The organism is Rhizobium sp. AN6A (assembly GCF_900215635.1).
Classification (GTDB): domain Bacteria; phylum Pseudomonadota; class Alphaproteobacteria; order Rhizobiales; family Rhizobiaceae; genus Agrobacterium; species Agrobacterium tumefaciens.
Genome location: NZ_OCNC01000004.1, coordinates 1,832,658 through 1,858,681, shown reverse-complemented (window position 1 = coordinate 1,858,681; position 26,024 = coordinate 1,832,658). Strand labels below are relative to the sequence as shown.

Genomic DNA, 26,024 nt, shown 5'->3' with positions numbered 1-26,024 from the left:
AAAAGCAAAATAACAGCGTTACTGACGCATTCGTGTAGTGCGCAGAAACGGAGTGTTCCCTAAGCCATTCACATCGCCCAAAAAGAGATTATTCATGCAATTTACTCGCCGCCACACGTTGAAATTTGCCGGAATTTCTTGCGCCGCCACCGCCCTTGCCGGTGCTCTTAGAGCAGAAGGCGACCCACCCGCAGCAAGTGCAGGCACCGCCCTTCCCCTTGCGCTGACCACGCCGATGCATGTCAGTCAGGTGGCGCTTCGGGTGCGCGATCTCGATCCGATGATCGATTATTACCGTTCCGTGCTCGGGCTGAATGAGGTGGCGCGCAACGCACGGGGCGTGACGCTCGGCGCGGGCACCGTTCCCCTGCTTGATCTCGTTCACAAGCCAACGGCGGATTATGAAAGCCCCACCTCAGCCGGCCTGTTCCACGTCGCCTATCTGATGCCCACCCGCAAGGATCTCGCTCGATGGCTGGTACATGCGGCCTTGAAGCAGGTGCCGCTGTCGGGATTTGCCGACCATAATGTCAGTGAAGCGGTCTATCTGAACGATCCCGAAGGCAACGGCATCGAGGTTTACAGCGACCGGCCGAAGGACACATGGGTCTGGAGCGGCAGCGTGGTTAAAATGGGGACCGAACCGCTCGATGTCGATGATCTCGTAACGCTGACCGACACCAAAAAGAGCGATTACGAGGCCGCACCTTCCGGCATGCGCATCGGCCATATCCACCTGAGGGTCGGCGAGATTGCCGCCGCCCGCGCCTTTTACGAGGAAGCCGTTGGTCTCAAACCGACGCAGGATGCCCGTTCGGATGCCTCCTTCCTGTCATCGGGCGGATATCACCACCATCTGGCCGTCAACACATGGAACAGCCGGGGCGCGAAAGAGCGCAACGCCACCGAAACCGGCCTCGACTGGTTCTCTCTCGCCATCAAAAATCCCACGGACCTTGAAGCGCAGAAAACGCGGCTGCGGGCGGCCGGTTATGTGCTGGTGGAGATGGAAAACAAGGTTGTGGAAGCGATTGATCCGTGGGGCACGCGGCTGCGGTTGGTGCCGGTGTAAGAGGGCGGCAAGTCGGCTGGTTTCCTGTGACTGGTACAGGAACGAGGGACGCGAGGCACAAGACCAAAAAAAGCCTTGCGAGGCCGCGGCAGCGACCTCGCAAGGCTTTCCATCCGGTACAGGAAACCGGATGGGGGGTCTGGAAAGAGCCCAAATTCCTTTTAAAAAGACATAGCAAAATGCCGCGCATTGTCGCCCACCCGAATGGGTGATGCGGCCAGATAAATTCGCGATGGACAAGGCTTAAGGGGCAGGCCCGGAACGGGAAACTCAGACGGCTTCGCGCAGTTGCTCGGCAGTCTGCAAATCCACGGAAACCAGTTGCGACACGCCCTGTTCGGCCATGGTGACGCCGAAGAGGCGGTTCATGCGCGCCATGGTGATGGGATTGTGGGTGATGATGACGAAACGCGTTTCGGTGGAGGCCACCATTTCGTCCATCAGGTTGCAGTAACGCTCGACATTATGGTCGTCGAGCGGCGCGTCCACCTCGTCCAGCACGCAGATTGGTGCGGGATTGGTGAGGAAGACCGCAAAGATCAGCGCCATGGCCGTCAGCGCCTGTTCGCCGCCGGAAAGCAGCGTCATGGTCTGCGGCTTCTTGCCCGGAGGACGGGCGAGAATTTCCAGGCCGGCTTCCAGCGGATCGTCGGATTCGATCAGCTGCAATTCCGCCGTGCCGCCACCAAACAGATGGGTGAAAAGCCGCTGGAACTGCGAATTGACCACATCGAAGGCCGCAATCAACCGTTCACGGCCTTCGCGGTTGAGGTTCTGGATACCGGCGCGCAGCTTGCGCACCGCGTCGATGATATCGTCGCGTTCCTTGATGAGGGCCGCGAGCTTGGCGGAAAGCTCCGCCTGCTCTTCCTCGGCACGCAGGTTGACGGCGCCCAGCCTCTCACGCTCGATCTTCAGCCGGTCGAGATCGCGCTCGACATCGCGAATATCGGGCTTCGGCTGGTCGGGACCAAGGCCGGTCAGGCGCAGCGCCATATGCGGCTCGGTATTCAGCGTTTCGCGGATGCGATGTTCGGTTTCCTGCCGCTTCTCGCGGGCGGAAACAAGCCGCTCTTCGGCGCGGCCGCGCTTTTCGCGGGCTTCGGCCAGTTCGGAAAGGGCAGTGGTGGCAACCCGGTCGGCGGCGCGTTGCAGGTTTTCCGCTTCCGCCAGCCGGTCGGCGGCCAAGCGGCGGGCGTCTTCGGTTTTCTGAAGCTCGGTCAGGAGGTTGCGGCGTTTCTCGTCGAACTCTTCCGGCGCAATGTCCAGTTCGGCGATTTCGTCGCGCGCCTCTTCCTCACGCTCGCGCAGGGTGGCGATGTGATCGGCGGCACTGGCGGCCCGCGATGCCCAGGTGGAGCGCTCCTGCGCGATTGCCTGAAGCCGGCGCTGGCGGCTTTCCGCCTCGCGGCTCACCCCCTCGTGGCGGGCGCGCGCTTCTGCCAGCAGGCCACGGTCCGTGGCGACTTCCAGCTGGCTTTCACGCAGGCGCAGATCAAGGGCGGAAAGGTCCGGCGCGTCTTCCATTTCGATGCGGGCGTTTTCTTCCTGAACGACGATCTCGTCGATCTGCGCGCCGATCTGGTTCAGCGCTTCCGAGACGATATCCCGGCGGCGCAGAAGATCGCCCGAGGCGCGTTCGGCTGATGTCAGCGCCTCTCGTGCCTCGGCAAGATGGCGCGTCACCAGCCGGCTTCTGTCGCGCACTTCCGAAAGCCGCAATTCGGCGCTTCTGATGTCGTCGGTCCTGATGGAGAGCTGTTCTTCGGCCTCCTCCAGACTGAAACGGGCCTCTTCCAGTTCCGTCTCGATTTCGGCAAGCCGGTTCTTTTGCGCCAGACGAAGGGCGGCGGCTCCCGGCGCATCAGCGCTGGCGATGTGGCCATCCCAGCGAAACAGCGCGCCCTCGCGCGTCACCAGCCGCTGGCCGGCCTTCAGCGACGGCATCAGGCGCAAGGCTTCCGCAGTGTCGGCTGCAACGCCGATCTGGGCGAGACCGCGCCTTAATGCGTCCGGCGCCCGCGCGTAGTTCAGAAGCGGCTTCACGCCCTGGGGCAAAGCAGGATCGCCCGCACCATCGCCATTGCCGGCCCAATAGGCGGGAGCAGCGGGATCAAGGGCACTTTCGAGGTCGTCGCCAAGGGCTGCACCAAGCGCTGCCTCAAAACCACGTTCCACCGTCATTTCTTCCGCCACCGGCGTGAAGCTGCCATTGGCGGCAGCACTGGCCGCCAGGATTTTGGTGATGGTGCGCGCTTCCGTATCCAGAGCGTTCAGCCGGTTTCGCGCCGTTTCCAGCGGGCCGCGCGCCAGCGCTTCGGCGGAACGCGCCTCGGCAACGGCGGCTTCGGCTTCCTCCGCCACGATCAGCGCGTCTTCCACCGCGATCTCGGCTGCCTCGACCGCCTCGCGGCGCTCCGAAGGATCGGGAAGGCCGGAGAGTTTTTCATCGACGGCATCGATCTCGGAGGATGCCTCCTGCGACTGGCGTTCCAGCCGGAGTTTACGATCGGAAAGCTCGCGAATCGCCCGTTCCAGCTGCTGGCGCCCGGCGGCGGCCTCGGCGCGCTCGGCGGTGATGGCAGTGAAAACGGTTTCGCTTTCGGTCAGTTTCGCGGCAGCTGCCTCGAAGGCTTCGCGCATCTCTTCGGCATGGCGACCGGAATCGGCGAGGATTTCGAGAAGGTCTGCCTCTTCCTCATCGAGCCGGGCAAGGATCTGGGCGTTATCAGAGACAAGCCGTTCTTCGCGAACGATGTCTTCGCCAAGCTGCGACAGACGGCGCGCCAGCTCATCACGGCGGCGCAGCAGGCGGTTCGCCTCGTCATCCAGCTGGGTGCGGGCGATCTGCAGTCGTTGCAGGGCGGCGGCGACCCGCGCTTCATCCTCGCGCAGTTCCGGCAGCTTCAGGCTGGCAATGCCCTGCTGTTTGGCCGCCTCCATCTGCGCCTGCGCCTTTTCGGCAACGATGTTCGTGGCCTGATTAAGCGCGCTTTCCGCTTCGCCTTCGGCTTCCTTGGCTTCTACCCAGCGGATATGCAGCAGGGTCGCTTCGCGGGCGCGGATATCCGCCGACAGCATCTTGAAACGGTTGGCCTGCCGCGCCTGGCGTTTCAGGCTTTCGATCTGGCTTTCAAGCTGGGCGGTCACGTCCTCCAGCCGCTCCAGATTGGTCTCGGCAGCGCGCAGGCGAAGCTCCGCTTCATGGCGGCGGGAATGCAGGCCGGAAATGCCGGCCGCCTCTTCCAGAAGCTGGCGGCGGGCCTGCGGCTTGGCGTTGATGAGTTCCCCGATACGCCCCTGCCCCACCATCGAGGGCGAACGCGCGCCGGTGGAGGCATCGGCAAACAGAAGCTGCACATCCTTGGCGCGCGCTTCCTTGCCGTTGATGCGATAGACCGAGCCGTTTTCGCGCTCGATGCGGCGCGTCACCTGAATTTCATCGGCATCGTTGAAGGCGGCGGGCGCGGTGCGATCGGAATTGTCGAGATAAAGGCCGACCTCGGCGGTGTTGCGGGCCGGACGATTGCCGGAACCGGAGAAGATGACGTCATCCATGCCGGATGCGCGCATGTTCTTGTAGGAGTTTTCGCCCATCACCCAGCGAAGCGCTTCGACCAGATTGGACTTGCCGCAACCATTGGGACCGACGACGCCAGTCAGACCCGGCTCGATGATGAATTCCGAGGGTTCAACGAAGGATTTGAAACCGACGACGCGGAGCTTGTTGAACTTCATGCCGCCCTGCTCCGCCTGAAATAACGGCAATAAAAAACGGGCGAACGGAAATATCCGCCGCCCGTTCCTTCAAGGGTTCGGCGATCAGAGCAGCTTGTCGATGACAGCCGACATGGTTTCAACCGACATGTCTCCCGCGTATTTCTTGCCATTGATGATGAAAGTCGGCGTGGAGTTGACGCCGAATTCCGTCGCACCGCGTTGCATCGTTGCGTTCACATCATCCAGAAGCTTCTGGTTCGTCAAGCAGGCCTCGAAAGACTCCTGTGAGAAACCGGCCATTTTCGACAATTGCAGCAGGGCCGCACGGGCATCCTGGGCTGTTGCCCAGCTCTGCTGCTGTTTGAACAGCATGGAAACGAACGGGAAATACTGTCCTTCCGGTGCGCAGCGCGCCAGCATGAAGGCAGCAGCGGCACGCGGATCGAACGGGAATTCGCGGATGACAAAATAGGCCTTGCCCGTATCGATGTATTTCTTCTTGATCTCGTCAAAGGTCTTGTTGTGGAAATTGGCGCAATGCGGGCAGGTCATCGACATATATTCGACGATCTTGACGGGTGCGTTCGCATCGCCGAGCGCCGCTTCCGGCAGCGGACCGGGCTTCAACACCGCAGCCATATCCACGTCACCGGTGGATTCAGGCAATTCCTGCGCCTGGGCAACGCCCGGCGTGAAGGCAAACGGCAGGGCCGTGGCAAGGGCAGCAAGTGCAACGCCGCCGAGAAGGCTGCGACGGGAAATGGTCAGTTCGGAAAAATGCATGAAAGCACCTGTTGGTAATAGACTCTATTGTCTGTTGATTCCGATATAGCGACGGCCTGTTCATCACAAGCGGGGTTTTGAACTCTTCTTGTCAAAGAATTGTGACCAGTCAAGGACCGTGCGCGACATCAAATCGTCCCGCCCCGCGGCTTCTTCTTCTGCATCACCGCCGTGCCGAGCCTTTCCACTGCCTTGCGCAGCGCTTCGCTCTCGATGCCGTCCATCATATCGTCGAGACGTTTTGCCGCATCACCGCGCAGCGGCGGCGGCTTTCGCCGGCGGGAAACGGGCTGCGATACCGGCTTCTGCACGATCCTGATCTGGCGTACCGCCGGAAAGCCGAAAAAGCCATTGATGCGGGCGATGAGCTCGCCCTGTGCATGGGTGAGGAACAGAGCGCGCGCGCCTTCGCAGGCAATCGTCAGCACGCCGGGCTGGTAACCGCCGCGATCCGGCCCCTCGTCGCGACGCGGCCAGGTGATCTTTTCCGGTCGCGTGCAATCGGCGAAGTCATCGCCGGCGATCTCGTCCCACGAGCCGAGCAGCGCCGTGTTGATGCCCGCCCGTTTCGACAGGAGGGGATCCATGATGCCATTGGCTATTTCGGCAATCTGGATGACGCCTTTGCGTGGATATCGCATTTTTCACTCGGGTTTCAGGACCGGACAGTCCGGAGCTTCTTGATAGGTCGGTATGAATGGCCCAACTATAGGCCGAATCGAAGAGAAACGGCAAACATGCTTCAAAAAACCGCCCCGTCATCGCACGCGCAGATGCTGCTTGCATGGTACGACCGCCACCATCGCGAGTTGCCTTGGCGCACCTCGCCGGCCATGGCGGCACAAGGAAAACGTGCCGATCCCTATCATGTCTGGCTCTCTGAAGTGATGTTGCAGCAGACGACGGTGCAGGCGGTTAAACCCTATTTCCTGAAGTTCCTCGCGACATGGCCTGATGTCAGCGATCTGGCGGCGGCACCGGTTGAGGATGTGATGGCTGCATGGGCGGGACTTGGTTATTACGCCCGCGCCCGCAATCTGAAAAAATGTGCGGAAGCCGTGGCGAAAGACCATGGCGGCGTCTTTCCCGATACCGAAGAGGGCCTGAAGAAGCTGCCCGGCATCGGCGACTATACATCTGCTGCCGTGGCGGCCATTGCGTTCAACCGGCAGGCGGCGGTGATGGACGGTAATGTGGAGCGCGTCATCTCCCGCCTTTTCGCCATAGATGCACCCCTGCCCGGCTCGAAACCCGCCATGAAGGCGAAGGTGGCGGAGCTTACGCCTTCCGACCGGCCGGGCGATTTTGCGCAGGCGATGATGGATCTCGGCGCGACGATCTGCACGCCGAAGCGCCCCGCCTGCGCGCTCTGTCCGTTCAACGGCGGCTGTCTGGCGCTTGCCCATGACGAGCCGGAGCGGTTTCCGGTCAAGGCAGCGAAAAAGGCAAAACCGGTGCGGCTGGGAGCCGCCTTCGTGGCGGTGAATACAAGCGGCGAAATTCTGCTTCGGCGGCGCATCGAAAGCGGCCTTCTCGGTGGCATGACGGAGGTGCCGACAACGGCATGGACCGCCCGCGTGGACGGCGGCACCGACACGAGCCACGCGCCTTTTGCCGCTGCCTGGCAGGCGGCGGGCGTCATCGTGCATGTCTTCACCCATTTCGAGCTGCGGCTCACCGTCTTTCGGGCACAGGTGCCGGATGGGCTTGAAACTGGCGCGGATGACGGATGGTGGGAGCCGGTTACAAATCTTGACGCGCAAGCCTTGCCGACGGTGATGAAAAAAGTCATCGCACAGGCTATTCCATCCGCATTCGATGAAAGCAGGAAGTTTCGATGACCAAGATTGAGCATATCGTATTCGACATCGGCAAGGTACTGATCCACTACGATCCGCATATTCCCTATAGCCGCCTCATTCCCGATGCTGACGAGCGCAAATGGTTCTTCGAGAATGTCTGCACCCATGACTGGAACCTCGAACAGGATCGCGGACGCGGCTGGGAACACGCCGAGGCGCTGCTGATGGAGCAGTTTCCCGAGCGGGAAGAGCATATCCGCGCCTTCCGCAAGTTCTGGCATGAGATGGTCTCGCATTCCTATGACGACAGCGTCGCGATCATGACCGGGCCTGATCGACAACGGTCACGACGTGACGATGCTGACCAACTTCGCCTCCGATACCTTCCGCGAAGCGCAGAAGATGTTCCCCTTCCTCACCCTGTCGCGCGGCGTGACGGTTTCTGGCGATGTGAAGCTGCTGAAACCGGATGTGGCGATCTACGAGCTGCACGCGAAGGAATTTGGTCTCGACCCTGCCGCAAGCATCTTCATTGACGATACGCTCGTGAATGTCGAAGGCGCCAAGGCAGCCGGCTGGCAGGCGGTGCATTTTACCGGAGCGGAAAAGCTGAAGCAGGATCTGCGGGAATACGGCGTGACGGTGTAGAAGATGAAGGAAGCTGCGGATAGCAGAAGTTTGTAAGTTCCTCACCCGCCCTTCAACTTGGGGTTGCCATGTCAGCAATATCGCGACATATCATTGATCGAGGTGATGGTGCCGCAGTTGAACTTTTCCAGATGCAAACCTCAGGCGCACCGAGAGGGGCTATTCTGTTTGTGCATGGCAATCAGGGTGGCCTTCATCTGGGTGCGAAGGAGGCTGTCGATACTGGGATGCTGCTTCGATTTTGCTCTCGCCTTAACGTGACGACGGCTGCGGTTTCTCAGCCCGGTTTTGGCGCATCCGAAGGCCCTACAGATTTCTGTGGTCCGCAAACTCAGCTGGCAATCATGGCCGCTCTGGGCTTTCTCAAGAATCAGTCTTCGGTCGATCCAGAACGGATGATTCTTTGCGGCAACAGTCGCGGGGCAGTCGCTTCGGCAATGGTTGCCGCCCAGATGCCAAGTCTGCGCGCTCTTATTCTGTCGGGTGGGGTCTACGATCTGAAAGGAGCGTACCGAACCAGTTCGCGGGGGCTACAACTGGTCATCGAAAAAGAAGCCGGCCTTTCAGATAAAGCTTTTGTAGAACGCTCTGCACTGTTTCATGCGCACAAAATCCGTGCCGACACACTGCTTTTACACGGCAAATACGATGATCGTGCACCGGTGGATCAAGCTGAGAGGTTCGCAGATGCACTTTCGGAGGCCGAATTGTCCGTAGCTCTTCATACTTTTGAATGCGGGCATCGTATTCCAAACGAACAGACAGCCCCGGTTCTTCGACGTTTTCTTATGAGAATAATTGCCCCTGCCGCAACCTTTCACTGATTCTATAGTCGCACCGGGCGCACGATGCTAAAAGCAGGACCGGCAGAAGGGTGCCCGATGCGGGGCAAAGTTTGTCAAAAAATCCGGAAGAGAAAATTGGCGCAGGCGGAAATGGCGGTCTCCGGCCTGCGCCAGTCCTGCCGCGAGCGGCATGGGACAGCAATGTTTTCGTGAACTTTCCGAACCGGATTTTCACAACCATTGCTTTGCGTAGGACACTATGACCGTTCTCTTGCGCGAAACTTGTCTGGCTAAATTTAGATATTCAAAAATACCAACGCCCGACACCGAGGTGCCGGGCGTTGGTCGTTCTCCATCCGGGACTGAAGGTACTAAACCGGACGGAGACGTATGCTGACAATGGCGGGCGGTGGATCGTTGCCTTCAGCCTTCTGGGCTTTAGACTGTCAGGCCTTTGCCAGTTCACTGCGGATGATTGTTCTCAGATCATCGATAGGCTTCAGCTGGTCGCCATCCTCGAAGTGCCAGAACGTCCATCCGTTGCATGCGTCGAGACCCTGCACCTTTGCACCAAGACGGTGAATGGAGCCGGCAGTCCCGCCGGATGCAATCGTACCATCGGCACGAATAATGGCGCTATAACGGCGCTTTGCATCGGTCAGCACCTGGCCGGGACGGACGAGGCCGCTTTCCACCAGGGTGTTGAAGGCAACACGCGGTTCGGCCCTCTTGCCGGTCATGACGGTCAGTTCCGCCTTGCCGAGCGGCTCGACGGCGGCGATGCGGGCAGAGGCCGCGTCGATGTAATCCTGTTCGCGTTCGATACCGACGAAGTGGCGGCCGAGACGTTTTGCAACCGCACCCGTGGTGCCGGAGCCGAAGAACGGGTCGAGCACGATGTCGCCAGGCTTGGTGGAGGCCATGATGATGCGCGCCAGCAATGCTTCCGGCTTCTGGGTCGGATGCACCTTCTTGCCGTCGTCACCTTTCAGCCGCTCATGGCCGCTGCAAATCGGGAACAGCCAGTCGGAGCGCATCTGCACGTCGTCGTTGGAGGCCTTCAGCGCTTCGTAATTGAAGGTATAGCCCTTGGCTTTCGGATCGCGGCTCGCCCAGATCATGGTCTCATGGGCGTTCTGGAAACGGCGGCCCTTGAAGTTCGGCATGGGATTGGTCTTGCGCCAGACGATATCGTTCAGGATCCAGAAATCGAGGTTCTGGAGCATGGAGCCGACGCGGAAGATGTTGTGGTAGGAGCCGATGACCCAGATGGTACCATTCGGCTTCAGCACGCGGCGGCAGGCCAGCAGCCAGGCGCGGGTGAAGGCATCATAGGCCTCGAAGGAGGAGAACTGGTCCCACTCGTCATCGACCGCATCAACCAGCGACTGATCTGGCCGGTGAAGCGTACCGCCAAGCTGGAGGTTGTAGGGCGGATCGGCGAAAATCGCATCCACCGACTGGCTCGGGAGGGCATCCAAGGCAGCGACACAATCACCTTTGATTATGCTGTCTTTCCAGGCGTCACTCTCGCCCGCACGATCAAAACCGGCACGCCGAAAATCGGCCAGCGGAAAAACTGCTGCCATTGGTACTCGCTCCATACGCTTACTCTCTACTGATGCTTATGGTTACCGAAGATGGTTATCAAAGCCTGAACAAGTCACGGAAAATGCGAAATAAATGGTTGTTGCGGCCTACACGCGCAATTTGCTGGCGCGGGCGGGGAACCTGAAGTGGAGCAAAAACGTTGTGCACAACGGGTTGCCCTGTTCCGCATGTCGGTGCTGTGGCAATACCGGCAATTCAGGGGGTAATCCGCAATGACGTCCGTAACGCGAGTGGCTTCTTTTTCAGTGCATGCCTTTTCCGCGGCTCTTCTTCTGGCGGCGCTGCCGTCAAGCTTGGAGGCACAGGAGCCGGCACCGCTATACAACGTCGTCACCGACGCTGTGCTGTTCGATGGCGGCCCCTCGCTCGGCAACAGCGACAGGGTGCGGTGGGATTTTTACAAGGCCGACCGGGCCGGAGTGCGCAGCGACGTCAATGCCGGCGGCTCCTACGACGCCACCTTCGAAGCGAAGCTGCCTGCGGGCAAATATGTCGGCGTGGCAGCGCTGGGCAACATCCGTCGCGAAATACCCTTCGAGGTGAAGGAGGGAAGTCTTACAAGGCCAAAGGCGAATTTCGACGCGGCGGAACTGACGGTGGTGCCAAAACGCAGCCCCGGCGGCGATGTGGAAAGCCAGGCGAAAACCGAAATCACAAAAGGCGATTTCAAGGACAGCGTCTACGGCCAGAACACGACCTTCGTGCCGGCGGGCGAACTCCTCCTCACCGGCAGCATCGGCCCTGCGCGGGCGCAGGAAACGCTTGCCATCAAGGCGGGCGAGACGATCAGCCACGAGCTTGTCATCCCAAGCGGCGTGGTCGTTGCCAAGGCCGCCTATACGGACGGTGGCAAGGCAGTGGAAACGGACGATATCCGTTTCGAGGCGCTTTCAACCAAGGAGACGCTTGATGGCACGCGCCAGACCATCAACGGCGTTTACGGCACCGGCAAGACCATGGAAATGCCTGCCGGCGATTTCGTGATGCGCGCGCGTCTTGGCAAGGTCACGGTGGAACAGCCCTTCACAGTAACTGCCGGAAAACGCACCGAGATCAACCTCAACCTCGATGCTGGCGTTCTGGCAATCACGGCACCGGGTGCGGAGCGGATCGACATCGTCGAAACGACCAAGGACCTCCAGGGCACGCAAAAGGAAATTTCCGGCCGTTACGGCACCCGGCATCAGGAGACCCTGCATCCCGGCGATTATTCGGTAAAGGTGAGCTACGACAAGAAATCCGGGCGCGAACCGAAGGAGATCAAGGCGACGGTCAAGGCCGCCGAGAGAACCGAGACGAATGTGCCGGAGTAGCAGCAAGCCGCTGCCCGGCCGGGTGCGGCGGTGGCTCGCCAATCTTCACGCCGGTAAACCCTGATGCCGCGATGCGATCGCACAGCCTAATCCACTGACAGCCGCGACAGGCCTGCCGGATGTCTCCGGCGGCGAAGGCCAGACGCATTTTCTCCAGCAGTTCCGGCGTTGCCCGCAGCCGCTTTCCGGCGGTGATTGTCTCGTTCAAAAGCGTTGAAACCGAAAGCCGGGCCGCCTCGTCCCTCTGCACCACGCCCTCGTTGAAACAGTGGGCATGGCTTTCGCACAACAGGCCAACGCAGATATCGTCCGGCCCATCAACCAGCTCGATATCCTCTTCGCCGGCGTTCAGCCGAGCGGCGACACGGTCGTAGTTTTCGACAAAGCCGGAGGTATATCCCTTCCCCACATAGGTCAGCATGCAGAGAAGGTGATGGGGGCGAAGGCGGACAGTCACGGGACGCATTTCCGATGAAGGAAACAGATCGGCGGACAAAGGAAAAATCCGCTCCGTGATTTCGCCGTATCAGCAGCCATCCCTGCTCCCTTCACACACCGCGGATCGTCATCGCGGGCGGATATCGATAACCGACTTTTCCGGCGGAGTCCAAACGAGCGCAGCCAATCGTTCCCGGCCTATCCGACGATGGCGAAGGCGTCGTGCACCGAGCCTGAAGGGGTGCGGATTGCCTTGCGGCCGATCCATTGCACGTGCCCGTCGAGAATTCGCACCGCCTCCTCGGCACGGCCGCCGCGCAGTGCGTCGAGGATCGCGCGGTGATCGGTATCGGTGCGGCGCTCCCATCCTGCCCGCCAGGCGGAAAACAGGAACCGGGCGCTCGCCGCATGCAGGCCGTCGATCGCCTCCATCAGGCGCGGCATGTTGCAAGGCGCCGTGATGAGGCGATGGAAGCGGCGATTGGCCTCTTCCCAATGCTGCACGTCGATCGCGCTATCGCCCTCGAGCGTGGCGGCCTCCGCATGGTCGAGAATGGCTGAAGTCATGTTTGGAATGGCGTGGCGCAGCGCCAGAACCTCGAGTGCGGCGCGCATTTCCGCGACTTCGCGCACATCGGCGAGGCCGAAATCCGCGACCCGCACGCCCCGACGCGGAATGCTGGCGGCCAAGCCCTGCGCCTCCAGCCTGCGGAACGCTTCGCGCACCGGCACATGCGATGCGCCGAATTCGGCGGCAATGTGATCCTGCCTCAGACGTTCACCCGGCGACAGCTCACCGCGCACGATGCGGTCAGCCAGAGTGCGGCTGATGCGTGCGGCAATGGTATCTTCTGGTCTGGTTTTCGCTGTCTTGGGCATAACATCCCATAACGCATCCGGCGCTGATCTGTGTAGCGGTTTTTGCATGCAGGAAACGCGCAAAGCCAAATCCCAGCTATGAGCCGGGCGCGACCGACCCTTGCGGGCCAGCTGGTTGAGCTTGACGCGGACTTGGTCTAAAAGCCCGGGCATCACTTTTTCCAAGGCAAATCCGATACAGGGAGCGCCCATGAGCGGCTTCGACCTCATTATTTTCGACTGTGACGGCGTTCTGGTCGATTCCGAAATCATCGCGGCACAGGTGGAGTCCCGCCTTCTGACCGAGGCCGGGTATCCGATCTCCGTCGAGGAAATGGGCGAGCGTTTCGCCGGCATGACCTGGAAAAACATCCTCCTGCAGGTGGAAAGCGAAGCCAGCATCCCGTTGTCCGCATCCCTGCTCGACAAGTCGGAAAAGCTGCTCGACGCGCGGCTGGAACGCGACGTGAAGATCATCGAGGGCGTCAAGTTCGCGCTGTCGCGCCTGACGACACCGCGCTGCATCTGCTCGAATTCCTCCAGCCACCGCCTCGACATGATGCTGACGAAGGTGGGCCTGAAGCCCTATTTCGCACCGCATATCTACTCCGCCAAGGATCTCGGAGCCGACCGCGTCAAGCCGAAGCCGGATATCTTCCTGCATGGCGCAGCCCAGTTCGGCGTGTCACCGGATCGCGCCGTGGTAATCGAGGATTCCGTGCACGGCGTGCATGGTGCAAAGGCAGCCGGCATGCGCGTCATAGGCTTCACCGGCGCATCCCACACCTATCCGAGCCATGCCGACCGGTTGACGGATGCGGGCGCGGAAACGGTGATTTCACGCATGCAGGACCTGCCCGCCGTTATTGCAGCGATGGCGGAATGGGAAGGCGCTTTTTGAGTTGTGACGGGGCTTGTTTCATGATCTGAGTAGCAGCATTGATATTTTAATAAATGTAGCTACATTAATTCATGAAAATCATATGGGACGAGCCGAAGAGGCTCGCCAATATCGAGAAGCACGGCTTCGACTTTGAAGATATCGATGGCTTTGATTGGGAAAACGCCATCATCGAGAAAAGCTTGACCGAACAGGGAAGTTCGCGCTTCAAAGCGATCGGATATTTTCGGGACGGGACTATGTCCGTTGTTTTTGCGACTGTAGGAACAGAAGCGATATCCGTCATCAGTTTTCGAAAGGCGAGTTCCAGGGAAAGAAGGAGGTTGCCGTGGCCAAAGTTGCAAAACTAAAAGAATTCAAACCCGGACGCGGCTATACCGAAGCGGACTGGAATGCGGTGGATTTCCCGGAAATGACGGATCAGGAGCTTGCGAATGCTCGCCCCGCCAAGGAGGTTCTCCCCCCCGCATTTTTTGAAGCGATTGATGAGTACCGAAAATCGCGTGGTCGCCCGCCGGTAGATAAACCGAAGAAACAGGTAACGCTGCGCCTCGATGAAGATGTGGTAGAGCGTTTTCGCGACAGTGGCAAAGGATGGCAGAGCCGCATTAATGACGCCCTGCGGAAAGCAGCCGGCCTTTAAATTAGTTTCCATTCCACAAAAAACCGGAGCCTGTAGCAAGCAGTCTCCGGTTTTTTAATTCTCAGTCCGTCAAATCACCGGCGCTTGGTCTTGCCCTTTGCGCCCTGCTCGGCAAAACCGATATAGACACTGACCGACCTCGGTGCGCCTCCCGGTCCGTTGGGAATGGCGACATGATCGTTGTTGAAGATGAACTGCGTGCCGGCACCGCCTGCGGCAACGTCGATGGCGAAATTGGTCGTTTCGCCATAAATCTCGCCGTCGCCGTCCTTAACGGTGACGCGGATCGGTACGGTCACGCGGCCGGGCTTTGACATCGGGCCGGGAACGAGACGGCCCTGGGCCAGCACGTTTACCGTCAGCGTGGTTTCGTTCGCGGTGCAAGAGCGCGTCGTGTCTGACAGCGAAACCTGATAGGCAAGTTTCTGCGGATCGTCCTTTGCGCCACCCGCATAGACGCGGTGGACGGCATTGGCATCGAGAACCGTGACCGCCGGGCAGTTGGCCTGCACCACCGGGGCAACGGCATTTGCCTGCGCCGCCGGAGGGTTGACGGCAAGCGAGTCTGACGGATTGGAGGAATTGCATCCTGCAACAACGGCCAGAAGCGACATCGCGGCGGACAAACGCAAGAAATTCCCTGACACTCTTCTAATTCCCTCTCCATTGTCCCGGAACCGAACCGGAGACGCTGTTTATTGACCTTTCACGCAGGTTGGCGATGGTCTATAGCAGCGACGCCGGAAAAAATCGATTGGCATGTTTGGTTTTGCTTGAATTTTCAAAAAAGCCCTTCATTACCTCGCCAATCGCCTCATTCCGGCGGGATGCTGCTGATAAAGAGCCGGTAACGGCAACGGACAGACCGGTAAACGACAAGGGACTATCTCGTGAAATATGTATCGACCAGGGGTGCGGCCCCTTCGCTTGGTTTCTGCGACGCGCTTCTGGCGGGCCTTGGCCGTGATGGCGGGCTTTACGTGCCGCGCGAATGGCCCTCCATGTCGAAAAAGGAAATCCGCAACCTGCGCGGCAAGTCCTATCAGGACATCGCGTTTGAGGTTCTCTACCGTTTCACCGGCGGTGAAATTCCGGCCGACAAGTTCAGGGCGATGATCGACGACGCTTATGCGACGTTCCGCCATCCGGCCGTGGCACCACTGACGCAGACCGGGCCGAACACCTTCGTGCTGGAGCTTTTCCACGGCACCACGCTTGCCTTCAAGGACGTGGCGATGCAGCTTCTCGCCCGCCTGATGGATTATACGCTGGCTGAGCGTGGCGAGCGCGCCACCATTGTCGGTGCCACGTCCGGCGACACGGGCGGCGCAGCCATCGACGCCTTTGCCGGGCGCGAGCGCACCGACATCTTCATCCTTTTCCCCAATGGCAAGGTCTCTCCGGTGCAGCAGCGCCAGATGACGACCTCCACCGCCTCCAACGTGCATGCGCTGGCGATCAACGGCAATTTTGACGATTGCCAGAACCTCGTCAAAGAAATGTTCAACGACGCGAAGTTCCGCGACGGCGTCAAGCTTTCGGGCGTCAACTCCATCAACTGGGCGCGCATCATGGCGCAGGTGGTCTATTATTTCACGGCGTCCCTGTCGCTCGGCGGTCCCGACCGGAAGATTTCCTTCACCGTTCCAACGGGCAATTTCGGTGATATCTTCGCCGGTTACGTCGCCAAGAAGATGGGCCTGCCGATCGACAAGCTTGTCATCGCCACCAATGACAACGACATTCTGGCGCGCACGCTGAAGACCGGTCGCTACGAGATGCGCGGCGTCACGCCCACCACCTCGCCCTCGATGGACATCCAGATATCCTCGAATTTCGAGCGGCTGCTGTTTGAAGCCTATGGCCGCGATGCCGCTGCGGTAAAGGCGTCGATGGATGGCCTCAAGCAATCCGGCGCGTTTGAAATCCCGCCGCATGCGCTGAAATTCATCAAGAAGGATTTCCGCGCCGGCCGCGCCACCGAAAAGCAGGTGGCGGCGACGATCCGCGACACGCTTGAGAAAAACGGTTACCTGATCGACCCGCATACGGCGACCGGCGTTTTTGTGGCGGAAAAACACGAAAAGGCATCAAGCCCGATGGTGGTCCTGTCCACTGCCCATCCGGCTAAATTCCCGGCCGCCGTAAAATCCGCTTGCGCAATCGACCCGGCGCTTCCAGTATGGCTAGCTGACATTATGAACCGGGAGGAGCGTTTCGACATTCTGGACGCAGAGCTGAAGACGGTGGAAACCTTCATCGGCAGCCACGCACGCGCCGGCAAATAGAGACGCGGAAAGACTTGATATGAGAGTTAATGTGACCCGGCTTTCGTCCGGGTTGACCGTTGTTACGGAAAGAATGCCTCATCTCGAAAGCGTTGCTCTTGGGGTGTGGATCAAATCCGGGTCCCGCAACGAGACGACTGCCGAGCACGGCATCGCCCATCTTCTCGAGCATATGGCCTTCAAGGGTACGGCGCGCCGCACCGCCCGGCAGATCGCCGAAGAGATCGAAAATGTCGGCGGCGAAGTCAACGCCGCGACATCGACGGAAACAACTTCCTACTACGCCCGCGTCCTCAAAGACCACGTTCCGCTCGCCGTCGATATCCTTGCCGACATTCTGACGGAATCGCTCTTCGACGAAGACGAGCTGGAGCGCGAGAAAAACGTCATTCTCCAGGAAATCGGTGCCGCCACCGATACGCCTGACGATGTGATCTTCGACAATTTTTCCGGCGTCGCCTATCGCGACCAGACCATCGGCCGCCCGATCCTCGGCACTCCGGAAACCGTGCAATCCTTCACCAGCGCCCAGATCAGGCATTATCTCGCCCGCAACTATACGACGGATCGCATCTTCGTCGTTGCAGCGGGTGCTGTCGATCACCAGAGCTTCGTGAAGCAGGTGGAAGAACGCTTTGCCTCGCTGCCGCAGCTGCCGGTCACCACGCCGGTTCTCGAAAAGGCGATCTATACCGGCGGGGAAATCCGCGAGACCCGTGACCTCATGGACGCGCAGGTGCTTCTCGGCTTCGAGGGCAAGGCCTATCACGCCCGCGATTTCTACTGTTCGCAAATTCTCGCCAATATTCTCGGTGGCGGCATGTCATCGCGCCTGTTCCAGGAAGTGAGAGAGTCCCGCGGCCTTTGTTATTCCGTTTATGCCTTCCATTGGGGTTTTTCCGACACCGGCATTTTCGGCGTGCATGCGGCGACCGGCGGCAACGACCTGCCGGAACTGATGCCCGTCATCGTCGACGAGTTGCGCAAATCTTCCCAGACCATTCATCAGGAAGAAATCGACCGCGCCCGCGCACAAATCCGCGCGCAACTGCTGATGGGTCAGGAAAGCCCGGCAGCCCGTGCCGGCCAGATGGCACGGCAGATGATGCTTTACGGCCGACCCATCCCCAATGAGGAGATGATGGAGCGCCTGAACGACATCACGCGGGAACGCCTGACCGATCTTGCAGGACGGCTGTTTTTCGATACAGTTCCCACATTGTCTGCAATTGGCCCGCTCGAACAGCTGCCGCCTCTTTCAGACATTACTGCCGCGCTTTCCGCGCAGCAGCCCGCAAGGATAAAGGCGAACGGCTGAGGGTTGCGGTTTCTTTCCGTACAGGGATGGTGAATGCTGCGTTTTCTTTCCCGACATAACGACACCCCGGAACTGCGCAGCGCCAACCATCTTCTCAGACTGCCGCGCTATGGCGATTTCAAGCAGTGGCACGTTCTGCGCTCGGAAAGCCGGCAGTTTCTCCAGCCGTGGGAACCCACCTGGCGCCCCGACGAACTGACGGAAGGCTCCTTCCGCACGCGTGTGGTGCGCAACGGCCAGGAGTTTTCCTCCGGCACCGCCGTGTCGTTTCTGCTATTCGAGAAGGAGACGTTGCTCGTTGGCGGCATCACCATCGGTTATATCAGGCGGGGTGCTGCACAAAGCTGCATGATCGGATATTGGGTGGGCGAACGCTACGCCGCGCAAGGCCATATGTCTGCCGCATTAAAATTGGTAATACCCTATATCTTCAACGGACTTCAGTTGCACCGTATCGAGGCAGCCTGTATTCCGGAAAACTTCAAAAGCATCCGGCTTCTCGAAAATGCCGGGTTCCAGCGGGAAGGCCTCTTGCGGGAATATCTGAAAATCAACGGCCAATGGCGGGATCATACGATGTTTTCCCTTCTTGCCGACAAGCAAAGCTCCAGTGGAACGAAGTACGATACATGACTTACACTCACTCTGCGCCGTGCCTGTCGAAACGTCTGGCGGCAATTGCACTGGCTGCGCCGTTCTTCCTGTTTTTCCTGCTTTTTTCGTCTCTTTCCTACGCCTTCGAGCCGGTGAAGATTTCCCGTGACGATACGGCGCTCGATCTCACCGCGACAACCGATATCTATGCCAATCAGGGTGAAGCCTTTCAGGTCTCAACCGCGCCCGGTCCGGATGGCATCCGCCGCCGTATCGAGGTGCGCGCCAGCTCCACCGACCATCAGGGCGACTGGGCCGTCTTCGCGCTCGCCAACGTCTCGGAAGAGCAGCTGGAGCGCGTTATCGTCGCACCACATTTCCGTCTGGTGAATTCCAAGCTGTTCTGGCCCGATCTCGGCTCGCAGCGCATCATCGCGATCACGCCGAGCGAAGGCTTTGCGCTTGACCGGCAGCCAAGCCCGGATGCCGACGTGTTCCGCATCACGCTCAATCCCGGCTCCGTCATCACCTTCGTCGCCGAGCTGTCGACCCCGCAATTGCCGCAGATCTATCTGTGGGAACCGGAAGCCTACAAGGATACGATCAACGCCTTCACGCTCTATCGCGGCATCGTTCTCGGCATTGCCGGCCTGCTGGCCGTGCTCCTGACCATCCTGTTCGTCGTCAAGGGAACCTCGGTTCTGCCGGCGTCGGCCGCGCTTGCCTGGGCGGTGCTCGCCTATATCTGCGTCGATTTCGGCTTCCTTGAAAAACTCATCACCGTCACATCCAGCGATCAGCGAATATGGAGGGCGGGCGCCGAAGTGGCTCTCGCCTCCAGCTTCGTGGTCTTCCTGTTCACCTATCTCAATCTCAACCGCTGGCACGCGCATCTGGGTTATGCGACCTTCGCCTGGGTGGTGGGTCTGGCGCTGCTGTTCGGCGTCGCGATTTACGATCCTTCGGTCGCCTCCGGTATCGCGCGCGTCTCCTTCGCCCTGACAGCGACGGCCGGCATCGCGCTCATCATCTATCTCGGCTTCAACCGTTACGACCGGGCGATTTTGCTCGTTCCGTCCTGGGCGCTCATCCTCGTCTGGCTGTTCGGCAGCTGGCTGACGGTAACGGGACAACTGGACAACGACATCGTGCAGCCGGCGCTTGGCGGCGGGCTGGTGCTGATCGTGCTTCTGATCGGCTTCACCGTCATCCAGCATGCCTTTGCCGGCAGCGCCTATCAGCAGGGCCTGTTTTCCGATCTTGAACGGCAATCGCTGGCGCTGACGGGCAGCGGCGACACCGTGTGGGACTGGGACGTGACGCGCGACCGCATCGTCACCACGCCTGACATTTCCAACCGTCTGGGGCTGGAGCCCGGCACGATGCATGGTGCTGCGCGCAACTGGCTGCCGCGCCTGCATCCTGACGATCGCGACCGGTTCAAGGCAACGCTCGACGTGCTGCTCGACCATCGCAAGGGCCGCCTCAATCACGAATTCCGCATTCGCGCTGAAGACGGACATTTCCATTGGCTGCAAATCCGCGCCCGCCCGGTTCTCGGCTCCAACGGCGAAATCATCCGCTGCGTCGGCACCATCACCGACATCACCGAGCAGAAGAACTCGGTGGAGCGGCTGTTGCAGGATGCGATGAACGACAATCTGACCGGGCTTCCGAACCGGCAGGTCTTCCTCGACCGCCTGCAATCGATCCTCAACCTCTCTCCTGAAAGCGACGGCGTGCGCCCGACGGTGATGGCGATCGATATCGATCGTTACAAGCTGGTCAACGATACGCTCGGCATTGCTGCGGGCGACAATATCCTCATCGCGCTGACGCGGCGTCTGCGCCGTCTGTTGAAACCGCAGGATACGCTGGCGCGTCTCGGCGGCGATGAATTCGGCCTGATCCTGACCTCGGAGCGCGATCCGCAGCGGGTGGCCGATTTCGCCGATGCGGTGAACAAGGCGATCATGGTGCCGATCAATTTCGCCAACCGCGAAATCATCCTCACCGCCTCCATCGGCCTCGTTTCATGGATCGACCAGCAGGAAAGCGCCGCAGGTCTCTTGAGCGATGCGGAACTGGCGATGTACCGCGCCAAACGCGCTGGCGGAAACCGCGTCGAGCCGTTCCGCCCCGCTTTCCGCACGTCCGGCACCGACCGCCTGCAAATGGAAAGCGATCTTCGCCGCGCCATCGAGCGCAAGGAGTTGTCGCTCGCCTATCAGCCCATCGTCAAGCTTGACGATGGCGCGCTGGCCGGTTTCGAGGCGCTGATGCGGTGGGAACACCCCAAACGCGGCAACATTCCGCCGAGCGAATTCATCCCCATCGCGGAAGCATCCGGCCTGATCGAACCGCTCGGCATGTTCGCGCTGGAAAGGGCGGCGACCGACCTGATGGACTGGCAGCATTCCATCGAGAAGATGCCGATCTTCATCTCCGTCAATATTTCCAGCGCGCAACTGCTGAACAACGAATTGTATAACGACGTGCGCGGCATGCTGACGCGAACGCGCTGTAATCCGCAGCAGTTGAAGCTGGAACTGACGGAATCCGTGGTGATGGAGAACCCGGAACAGGCGCGGCTGGTGCTTTCCAAGCTGAAGGAAACGGGCATCAGCCTTGCCATGGACGATTTCGGCACCGGCTATTCGTCACTTGCCTATCTCACCCGCTTCCCCTTCGACACGATCAAGCTCGACAAGGCACTGGTGGCCAATACCAGCGACAAGCGCAACGTGCTGTTGCGCTCCGTTATCGCCATGGCGCGCGCGCTCGATATGCAAGTGGTGGCGGAAGGCATTGAAACGCCTGAGGATGCGGCGGAACTTTCACGCATGAACTGCCATTTCGGCCAGAGCTTCCTGTTCGGCACCCCGGTTTCCGGCGATGCGGCGCTGAAGCTTCTGCGGGAGCGGTTCCAGCCGACGAAGCGGGCTTCGTAAAAGGTATTGGAATATGGGGTGGTAAAGGGCTACTCTATCCACCGCCGTCATTCCGGCATTGAGCCGGAATGACGGGAGAAGGAAACGGCGCGTTTCCTGACTATGACTTCTCGTGTCCCTTATTCACTGCACCATCGCGAACTGCTGCATCTGCTGTTGAGGCATCGCGTCGATCCTGCCGTGTAGCAGGTCGTGGATGAACTCCATCTTGCTCACAACAGGCGGGGCCAGCACGAAGGGATAAAGGTCCGCCTCCCCCATGCTGCGCTGGATCGAGTTGATGGCGACGCTGAGCGGAATCCAGGCCTTGACCAGTTGTGCGGCGCTACGGGCATTATAGGGATCGAAAGTGACCTCCGCCGCCATTTCCTCATGTCCATCGGGGTCTATCGCCACGCCAAAGGCGCGCGCGGTTTCCAGCGTGTCGACGATGTGAAGATAATGCGCGAAACATTCGGCAAAATCCTCCCAGGGATGCACGGAGGCGTAGGCGCTTATGAAGGTTTCCTGCCAGTTGGGGCGCGGCCCCTGCTCGTAGTTGCGCTGTAGCGCCGCGGCATAGTCTTCGCGCTCGTCGCCGAATACAGCTCGGCAGGCCTCCAGTCGGTTCGCATCACGAACCAGCTTGTTCCAGATGAAATGCCCGACCTCATGGCGGAAATGGCCAAGCATGGTGCGATAGGGCTCGTTCATGTTGGCGCGCACCTGCTCGCGCGTCGCATCATCCACCTCTGCCGCGCGAATGGCGATCAGGCCCTCGTCGTGGCCGGTCATGGCGGGAATGACGGAACCGTCGGGTGCGACCTCGTCGACCAGAAAATCGAAGACTAGCCCGCCGACAGGATCGGCATCGCGGTTGGGATGCGGCAGGCCGAGACGCAATATCGAATAAAACAAATGCCGCTGCGCCTGGCTGATGCCGCGCCATTGTTCGATGCCCTTGTCCGTCGCGATATTCGGCACGAGACGGTTATGGCTGCACGCCGGGCAAAAGGCGTTCTGGCTTTCCGCCGGCACCGACCAGTTGCAGATGTCGTTCACCTCATTGGCGCAAAAACGCACCTGTCTTTCCGGCTGGGCGATAAGTTGCCAGTTCGGCTCACCCGCAGGCGCCAGCGCTTCCATAGAGAGGCGATCCGGCACGAAGGCCAGACGATGGCCGCAGGAGACGCAGAAACGATTATCGAAGTGGACTGGCTGGCCACAGGAAGCGCAGGAAAAAAGCTTCATTCATGAAACCCTTGCGGTGGATGAGTTGAGTGAAGGCGAATATAAGAGACCAACGTGAAAGGCGTAACAAACCCGCCCTTCAGGCCTCCAGACGACAAGAGCGCATGTGCGATAACACATGCGCTCCAAAGCACCGCATCAAAGACACGGGAGCCCGTCAGGCGGCATTACATACGATCAACGGCACCCTTGACCGCATCCTTGGCCTTGCCAACGTTCTTCTGTACCTTGCCTTCGGTTTCCTGAGCGGCACCCTTGGCGCGCAGCTCGTTGTTGCCGGTTGCTTCGCCGACGTTTTTCTTGACCTTGCCAGCAACTTCCTTGGCTGTACCGGCGATTTTATCTGATGTGCTACCCATGTTACTGCTCCCTAGTTGAGCCGTACTGTCTGTGCGGCTTTCGGGATTGTTAACGTCAGGGATTGGGATTGGTTCCAGCAGTTGACAAAAGGAGCGTCACGAAAAAATCAGGCGTGGCCGGCTTCCGCAGAAAGCATGCGAGCATCCACACCCATAAGCGCAAGCGCCCGCTCGTATTTGTTGTCCAGTCCACGGTCGAAAATCAGCTCTTCCGCCGCCGGGCAATTCAGCCACCCATTATTGGCGATCTCGTTTTCCAGCTGGCCCGGACCCCAGCCGGCATAACCGAGCATCATGGTGGCCTTTTGCGGGCCGCGACCGTTGGAAATGGCGCGCACGATATCCAGCGTCGCCGTCAAGGAAATGTCGTCGCTGACCGGAATGCTCGATTCACTTAAATAATCATCGGAATGCAGCACGAAACCCCGGCCGGATTCGACCGGGCCGCCGCATTGGATCGGAAATTCCCGGGTGCGGTTGGGCAGCATGATGGCGTCGTTGCTGTCCACCAGCTTCAGATGCAGCAAAATATCCGTGAAGGTGATCTGCTGCGGCCGGTTGATGATGAAACCCATGGCTCCAGCATCCGAATGGGCGCAGATATAGACCACCGAACGGGCAAAATTGCCATTGTCCAGCCCCGGCATAGCGATAAGGAACTGGCTGTCGAAAAAGCCACGTTCGCGTTTGTCCATCAGGGTTGAAAAGCTCACCGGCGCCTCCAGCTTGCCGAATTCCATCATTGAACGGGAAAGCGGCGTTCGCACTTCGACAGAGCACAGGATGCGGCATCGCGCCCGATCAATCAACCGAAAATGATGAACCGCACGAATTCGTAACTGGTCCATCGGGCGATGTTGGGTTAGACGGAAAGAATGAGCGTCAGGACATTCTTTCGATTTTCACATCTTCGCCTCGCTGTTGCCTTCGCCGCCCTTCTCGGTGGCGGGCAAGTAGCGCAGGCCGAAATTACCGACTGGGCGAGAAGTGAAGGCGGCCAGATGCGCGTGGCGAGCCTTGCCATGGATGCGGACGGCGTGGTGCGCGGCGTGTTGCAGATCGAGCCGAAAGACGGCTGGATAACCTATTGGCGCGAACCGGGCGAAGCTGGAATACCGCCCAAGATCACGCTTGACCCGGCAAGCGGTGTAAGCCTGACATCAATGGCCTATCCTGTTCCCAAGCTCATCGAGAACGGCGATATCACCGATATCGGCTACGATCACGCCGTCAGCATTCCCTTCCAGTTGAAAGCCGTGGACGCCAAAGCGGGAGGCAACATCGACCTCACCGCCTTCATCGGCGTCTGCCAGAATATCTGCATTCCCTTTGAGGCGACGTTTTCGATCAGCCGCGGCAATGCGGGCGATGACGACCACGAAGAGCGGCGATTGCTGGAAGAGGCGCGCGAGACGCTGCCAGAGGCTGCGTCCGACGATTTCAAGGTTGTCGATTTCCACATCACGCCCGACAAGACCATGCTCGGCGTGCAATTGCAGCTACCGGAAAACGCGCCGAAGGAGACCGAGATATTCATCGCCGGCCCCTCGGGTTTTGCCTATTACGAGCCGCAGAACCTGGTGCGCGACAAGCGCAAGCTCTCGTTCTACATGAACATCAAGGGCTTGCCGAAAACCTATCAGGTGCAGGGCAACAGCTGGCCTATTCTGGTCAAATCCGGCGATCGGACCATGGAGACCATGCTCAATTTTCCAAAGCCCTGATCGGTTCGGCGGCATATCCCGAACGGCTGTCTCAGCCATGGAATTTCCCGCGAAAACCGTATGACAGTTTTCTTTTCCTTGCTCTATAGTCGCGCGAACCAAACGGCCATAGGAGCATGGACATGACTATCAAGATCGGCGAAAAACTGCCTTCCGCAACCTTCAAGGAAAAGACCGCCGATGGCCCGGTGGAAACCACCACCGATGCGCTTTTTGGCGGCAAGACGGTGGTACTTTTCGCCGTACCCGGCGCTTTCACCCCCACCTGCTCGCTGAACCACCTGCCGGGCTACCTCGAAAACCGCGACGCCATTCTCGCAAAGGGCGTGGATGACATCGCCGTCGTTTCCGTCAACGACTGGCACGTCATGGGCGCATGGGCACAATCGTCCGGCGGCCAGGGCAAAATTCACTTCCTCGCCGACTGGGACGCCGCCTTCACCAAGGCGCTCGGCCTCGATGCCGACCTCTCCGGCGGCGGCCTCGGCGTGCGCTCCAAGCGCTATTCGATGCTGGTGAAAGACGGCGTGGTAACGTCGCTCAACGTGGAAGAAAATCCGGGTCAGGCGACGGTCTCGGCTGCTGCAGCGATGATCGAGCAGCTTTAAACCGCCTCTCTGTCGTCGCGAATGAAGCACAGTATCCATTAAAGGGCGGTCAAACCGCCCTTTTTCACACGTTCATATCAAACACCAGAAGCCCGGCCAGACCGCCATCGGTCAGCGAGACCAGACGTTGACCGACTTCCATGTGCTGCGGGTGCGCCAGATATTCGTCGCGGGCTTCCGGGCTTTCCAGCGTCACGATGAAGCCATCGACGAAACCGCCGTTCAGGCCTTCCGGCGAAACATTCTGGCCGTATTTTACATCGATTATGCCGGGTATCACGTCCTTGAGGGCCGCAATTGCCTCAAACACCGCGTGTTTTTCAGAGGATGCCGTTGCAGCCTTGAACCGTAGAAATACACAATGCTGGATCATCTGAA

The 26,024-nt window shown here is 59.7% G+C and carries 24 protein-coding genes and 1 pseudogene; 14 read left to right on the top strand and 11 right to left on the bottom strand.

From position 1 onward, the window contains the following. The first annotated feature begins 94 nt into the window (after nucleotides 1–94). On the top strand, nucleotides 95–1,072 hold the full coding sequence (locus CRO62_RS21605) for a VOC family protein (protein WP_097101782.1): 978 nt from the start codon (nucleotides 95–97) through the stop codon (nucleotides 1,070–1,072). A 270-nt stretch (nucleotides 1,073–1,342) separates the two neighbouring features. Here the strand turns inward: CRO62_RS21605 and CRO62_RS21600 are convergent, their stop codons facing one another. The 3 genes from CRO62_RS21600 to CRO62_RS21590 form a co-directional block, all read right to left on the bottom strand. Further along, nucleotides 1,343–4,810, bottom strand: coding sequence for a chromosome segregation SMC family protein (locus CRO62_RS21600; protein ID WP_097101780.1), 3,468 nt, complete (start codon nucleotides 4,808–4,810; stop codon nucleotides 1,343–1,345). 84 nt (nucleotides 4,811–4,894) lie between these two features. Then, complete coding sequence (locus tag CRO62_RS21595; RefSeq protein ID WP_003511833.1) at nucleotides 4,895–5,575, bottom strand: DsbA family protein; 681 nt, start codon at nucleotides 5,573–5,575, stop codon at nucleotides 4,895–4,897. A gap of 128 nt (nucleotides 5,576–5,703) precedes the next feature. Further along, the gene (locus CRO62_RS21590) at nucleotides 5,704–6,216 is read right to left on the bottom strand and encodes a DUF721 domain-containing protein (protein ID WP_097101776.1); all 513 of its coding nucleotides are present in this window, start codon (nucleotides 6,214–6,216) and stop codon (nucleotides 5,704–5,706) included. Between the two features lie 96 nt (nucleotides 6,217–6,312). Between CRO62_RS21590 and mutY the strand changes: the two genes are divergently transcribed. The 3 genes and pseudogenes from mutY (at nucleotide 6,313) to CRO62_RS21575 (ending at nucleotide 8,849) form a co-directional block, all read left to right on the top strand. After that, complete coding sequence (gene mutY, locus CRO62_RS21585; RefSeq protein WP_097101773.1) at nucleotides 6,313–7,416, top strand: A/G-specific adenine glycosylase; 1,104 nt, start codon at nucleotides 6,313–6,315, stop codon at nucleotides 7,414–7,416. Further along, nucleotides 7,413–8,025 (top strand): annotated as a pseudogene (locus CRO62_RS21580) (HAD family phosphatase). Before mutY ends, CRO62_RS21580 begins: the two are co-directional and overlap by 4 nt. 68 nt (nucleotides 8,026–8,093) lie before the next feature. Beyond that, the gene (locus CRO62_RS21575; RefSeq protein ID WP_097101771.1) at nucleotides 8,094–8,849 is read left to right on the top strand and encodes an alpha/beta hydrolase family protein; all 756 of its coding nucleotides are present in this window, start codon (nucleotides 8,094–8,096) and stop codon (nucleotides 8,847–8,849) included. Between the two features lie 407 nt (nucleotides 8,850–9,256). On the opposite strand, the gene CRO62_RS21570 is transcribed toward CRO62_RS21575, so the two are convergent. After that, nucleotides 9,257–10,399: a site-specific DNA-methyltransferase gene (locus CRO62_RS21570; RefSeq protein ID WP_003511827.1), complete on the bottom strand. Its 1,143-nt coding sequence runs from the start codon at nucleotides 10,397–10,399 to the stop codon at nucleotides 9,257–9,259. A gap of 234 nt (nucleotides 10,400–10,633) precedes the next feature. Here CRO62_RS21570 and CRO62_RS21565 point away from each other — a divergent pair, with 234 nt between their 5' ends. Next, nucleotides 10,634–11,734, top strand: a complete 1,101-nt coding sequence (locus tag CRO62_RS21565; protein WP_097101769.1) for a hypothetical protein — start codon at nucleotides 10,634–10,636, stop codon at nucleotides 11,732–11,734. Here CRO62_RS21565 and CRO62_RS21560 read toward each other — a convergent pair. Continuing rightward, entirely contained in the window at nucleotides 11,694–12,155 is a 462-nt protein-coding gene (locus CRO62_RS21560; RefSeq protein WP_097103194.1) for a DUF1284 domain-containing protein, read from the bottom strand. The two genes, CRO62_RS21565 and CRO62_RS21560, sit on opposite strands and share 41 nt — an antisense overlap. Before the next feature lie 215 nt (nucleotides 12,156–12,370). Beyond that, nucleotides 12,371–13,051, bottom strand: a complete 681-nt coding sequence (locus CRO62_RS21555) for a GntR family transcriptional regulator (RefSeq protein ID WP_097103192.1) — start codon at nucleotides 13,049–13,051, stop codon at nucleotides 12,371–12,373. Between the two features lie 190 nt (nucleotides 13,052–13,241). On the opposite strand from CRO62_RS21555, the gene CRO62_RS21550 reads away from it, so the two are divergent. From CRO62_RS21550 to CRO62_RS21540, 3 genes are all read left to right on the top strand, one after another. Continuing rightward, nucleotides 13,242–13,931 carry an HAD family hydrolase gene (locus tag CRO62_RS21550; RefSeq protein ID WP_097101766.1) on the top strand — a complete coding sequence of 230 codons (690 nt, stop codon included), beginning with the start codon at nucleotides 13,242–13,244 and terminating at the stop codon, nucleotides 13,929–13,931. Between the two features lie 71 nt (nucleotides 13,932–14,002). After that, nucleotides 14,003–14,281, top strand: coding sequence for a BrnT family toxin (locus CRO62_RS21545; RefSeq protein WP_097101764.1), 279 nt, complete (start codon nucleotides 14,003–14,005; stop codon nucleotides 14,279–14,281). Further along, nucleotides 14,260–14,574 carry a BrnA antitoxin family protein gene (locus tag CRO62_RS21540; RefSeq protein ID WP_097101762.1) on the top strand — a complete coding sequence of 105 codons (315 nt, stop codon included), beginning with the start codon at nucleotides 14,260–14,262 and terminating at the stop codon, nucleotides 14,572–14,574. The genes CRO62_RS21545 and CRO62_RS21540 overlap by 22 nt, the downstream gene beginning before the upstream one ends. A gap of 74 nt (nucleotides 14,575–14,648) precedes the next feature. On the opposite strand, the gene CRO62_RS21535 is transcribed toward CRO62_RS21540, so the two are convergent. Further along, entirely contained in the window at nucleotides 14,649–15,188 is a 540-nt protein-coding gene (locus tag CRO62_RS21535; RefSeq protein WP_179784152.1) for a PilZ domain-containing protein, read from the bottom strand. A 276-nt stretch (nucleotides 15,189–15,464) separates the two neighbouring features. Between CRO62_RS21535 and thrC the strand changes: the two genes are divergently transcribed. The 4 genes from thrC to CRO62_RS21515 are packed head-to-tail and all read left to right on the top strand — an operon-like array spanning nucleotide 15,465 to nucleotide 21,725. Continuing rightward, nucleotides 15,465–16,862: a threonine synthase gene (thrC, locus tag CRO62_RS21530; protein ID WP_097101758.1), complete on the top strand. Its 1,398-nt coding sequence runs from the start codon at nucleotides 15,465–15,467 to the stop codon at nucleotides 16,860–16,862. Between the two features lie 19 nt (nucleotides 16,863–16,881). Continuing rightward, nucleotides 16,882–18,180, top strand: coding sequence for a M16 family metallopeptidase (locus tag CRO62_RS21525; RefSeq protein WP_003511816.1), 1,299 nt, complete (start codon nucleotides 16,882–16,884; stop codon nucleotides 18,178–18,180). A gap of 33 nt (nucleotides 18,181–18,213) precedes the next feature. Next, nucleotides 18,214–18,813: a GNAT family N-acetyltransferase gene (locus CRO62_RS21520; RefSeq protein ID WP_003511814.1), complete on the top strand. Its 600-nt coding sequence runs from the start codon at nucleotides 18,214–18,216 to the stop codon at nucleotides 18,811–18,813. Further along, complete coding sequence (locus CRO62_RS21515; protein WP_003511812.1) at nucleotides 18,810–21,725, top strand: EAL domain-containing protein; 2,916 nt, start codon at nucleotides 18,810–18,812, stop codon at nucleotides 21,723–21,725. Before CRO62_RS21520 ends, CRO62_RS21515 begins: the two co-directional genes overlap by 4 nt. A gap of 123 nt (nucleotides 21,726–21,848) precedes the next feature. Here CRO62_RS21515 and CRO62_RS21510 read toward each other — a convergent pair whose 3' ends face one another. The 3 genes from CRO62_RS21510 to CRO62_RS21500 all read right to left on the bottom strand — a co-directional run bounded on the left by CRO62_RS21510 (nucleotide 21,849) and on the right by CRO62_RS21500 (nucleotide 24,027). Continuing rightward, complete coding sequence (locus tag CRO62_RS21510; RefSeq protein ID WP_097101756.1) at nucleotides 21,849–22,955, bottom strand: putative zinc-binding metallopeptidase; 1,107 nt, start codon at nucleotides 22,953–22,955, stop codon at nucleotides 21,849–21,851. A gap of 167 nt (nucleotides 22,956–23,122) precedes the next feature. After that, the gene (locus CRO62_RS21505) at nucleotides 23,123–23,314 is read right to left on the bottom strand and encodes a CsbD family protein (protein ID WP_097101754.1); all 192 of its coding nucleotides are present in this window, start codon (nucleotides 23,312–23,314) and stop codon (nucleotides 23,123–23,125) included. A gap of 107 nt (nucleotides 23,315–23,421) precedes the next feature. Further along, nucleotides 23,422–24,027, bottom strand: a complete 606-nt coding sequence (locus tag CRO62_RS21500; protein WP_003511807.1) for a YqgE/AlgH family protein — start codon at nucleotides 24,025–24,027, stop codon at nucleotides 23,422–23,424. A gap of 162 nt (nucleotides 24,028–24,189) precedes the next feature. Here CRO62_RS21500 and CRO62_RS21495 point away from each other — a divergent pair, with 162 nt between their 5' ends. Together CRO62_RS21495 and CRO62_RS21490 are read left to right on the top strand one after the other, a co-directional pair. Then, a complete protein-coding gene (locus CRO62_RS21495; RefSeq protein ID WP_019564180.1) occupies nucleotides 24,190–25,038 on the top strand; it encodes a protein-disulfide reductase DsbD domain-containing protein in 849 nt (282 codons plus the stop codon). 122 nt (nucleotides 25,039–25,160) lie between these two features. Then, nucleotides 25,161–25,646, top strand: coding sequence for a peroxiredoxin (locus CRO62_RS21490; protein WP_003511803.1), 486 nt, complete (start codon nucleotides 25,161–25,163; stop codon nucleotides 25,644–25,646). A 64-nt stretch (nucleotides 25,647–25,710) separates the two neighbouring features. Here CRO62_RS21490 and CRO62_RS21485 read toward each other — a convergent pair whose 3' ends face one another. Then, nucleotides 25,711–26,019 (bottom strand): Dabb family protein, encoded by a 309-nt coding sequence (locus CRO62_RS21485; protein WP_097101752.1) that lies wholly within the window; start codon nucleotides 26,017–26,019, stop codon nucleotides 25,711–25,713. Nucleotides 26,020–26,024 lie beyond the last annotated feature (5 nt).

What these genes read in the sequence shown, in the direction of transcription:
- CRO62_RS21590 (WP_097101776.1), bottom strand. Translation starts at nt 6,216, where the DNA reads ATGCGATATCCACGCAAAGGCGTCATCCAGATTGCCGAAATAGCCAAT.
- CRO62_RS21560 (WP_097103194.1), bottom strand. Translation starts at nt 12,155, where the DNA reads ATGCTGACCTATGTGGGGAAGGGATATACCTCCGGCTTTGTCGAAAAC.
- CRO62_RS21515 (WP_003511812.1), top strand. Translation starts at nt 18,810, where the DNA reads ATGACTTACACTCACTCTGCGCCGTGCCTGTCGAAACGTCTGGCGGCA.
- CRO62_RS21485 (WP_097101752.1), bottom strand. Translation starts at nt 26,019, where the DNA reads ATGATCCAGCATTGTGTATTTCTACGGTTCAAGGCTGCAACGGCATCC.
- CRO62_RS21535 (WP_179784152.1), bottom strand. Translation starts at nt 15,188, where the DNA reads ATGTCGCTTCTGGCCGTTGTTGCAGGATGCAATTCCTCCAATCCGTCA.
- CRO62_RS21600 (WP_097101780.1), bottom strand. Translation starts at nt 4,810, where the DNA reads ATGAAGTTCAACAAGCTCCGCGTCGTCGGTTTCAAATCCTTCGTTGAA.
- mutY (WP_097101773.1), top strand. Translation starts at nt 6,313, where the DNA reads ATGCTTCAAAAAACCGCCCCGTCATCGCACGCGCAGATGCTGCTTGCA.
- CRO62_RS21555 (WP_097103192.1), bottom strand. Translation starts at nt 13,051, where the DNA reads ATGCCCAAGACAGCGAAAACCAGACCAGAAGATACCATTGCCGCACGC.
- CRO62_RS21570 (WP_003511827.1), bottom strand. Translation starts at nt 10,399, where the DNA reads ATGGCAGCAGTTTTTCCGCTGGCCGATTTTCGGCGTGCCGGTTTTGAT.
- CRO62_RS21495 (WP_019564180.1), top strand. Translation starts at nt 24,190, where the DNA reads ATGAGCGTCAGGACATTCTTTCGATTTTCACATCTTCGCCTCGCTGTT.
- CRO62_RS21605 (WP_097101782.1), top strand. Translation starts at nt 95, where the DNA reads ATGCAATTTACTCGCCGCCACACGTTGAAATTTGCCGGAATTTCTTGC.
- CRO62_RS21595 (WP_003511833.1), bottom strand. Translation starts at nt 5,575, where the DNA reads ATGCATTTTTCCGAACTGACCATTTCCCGTCGCAGCCTTCTCGGCGGC.
- CRO62_RS21575 (WP_097101771.1), top strand. Translation starts at nt 8,094, where the DNA reads ATGTCAGCAATATCGCGACATATCATTGATCGAGGTGATGGTGCCGCA.
- CRO62_RS21510 (WP_097101756.1), bottom strand. Translation starts at nt 22,955, where the DNA reads ATGAAGCTTTTTTCCTGCGCTTCCTGTGGCCAGCCAGTCCACTTCGAT.
- CRO62_RS21550 (WP_097101766.1), top strand. Translation starts at nt 13,242, where the DNA reads ATGAGCGGCTTCGACCTCATTATTTTCGACTGTGACGGCGTTCTGGTC.
- CRO62_RS21525 (WP_003511816.1), top strand. Translation starts at nt 16,882, where the DNA reads ATGAGAGTTAATGTGACCCGGCTTTCGTCCGGGTTGACCGTTGTTACG.
- CRO62_RS21520 (WP_003511814.1), top strand. Translation starts at nt 18,214, where the DNA reads ATGCTGCGTTTTCTTTCCCGACATAACGACACCCCGGAACTGCGCAGC.
- CRO62_RS21565 (WP_097101769.1), top strand. Translation starts at nt 10,634, where the DNA reads ATGACGTCCGTAACGCGAGTGGCTTCTTTTTCAGTGCATGCCTTTTCC.
- CRO62_RS21505 (WP_097101754.1), bottom strand. Translation starts at nt 23,314, where the DNA reads ATGGGTAGCACATCAGATAAAATCGCCGGTACAGCCAAGGAAGTTGCT.
- CRO62_RS21545 (WP_097101764.1), top strand. Translation starts at nt 14,003, where the DNA reads ATGAAAATCATATGGGACGAGCCGAAGAGGCTCGCCAATATCGAGAAG.
- CRO62_RS21490 (WP_003511803.1), top strand. Translation starts at nt 25,161, where the DNA reads ATGACTATCAAGATCGGCGAAAAACTGCCTTCCGCAACCTTCAAGGAA.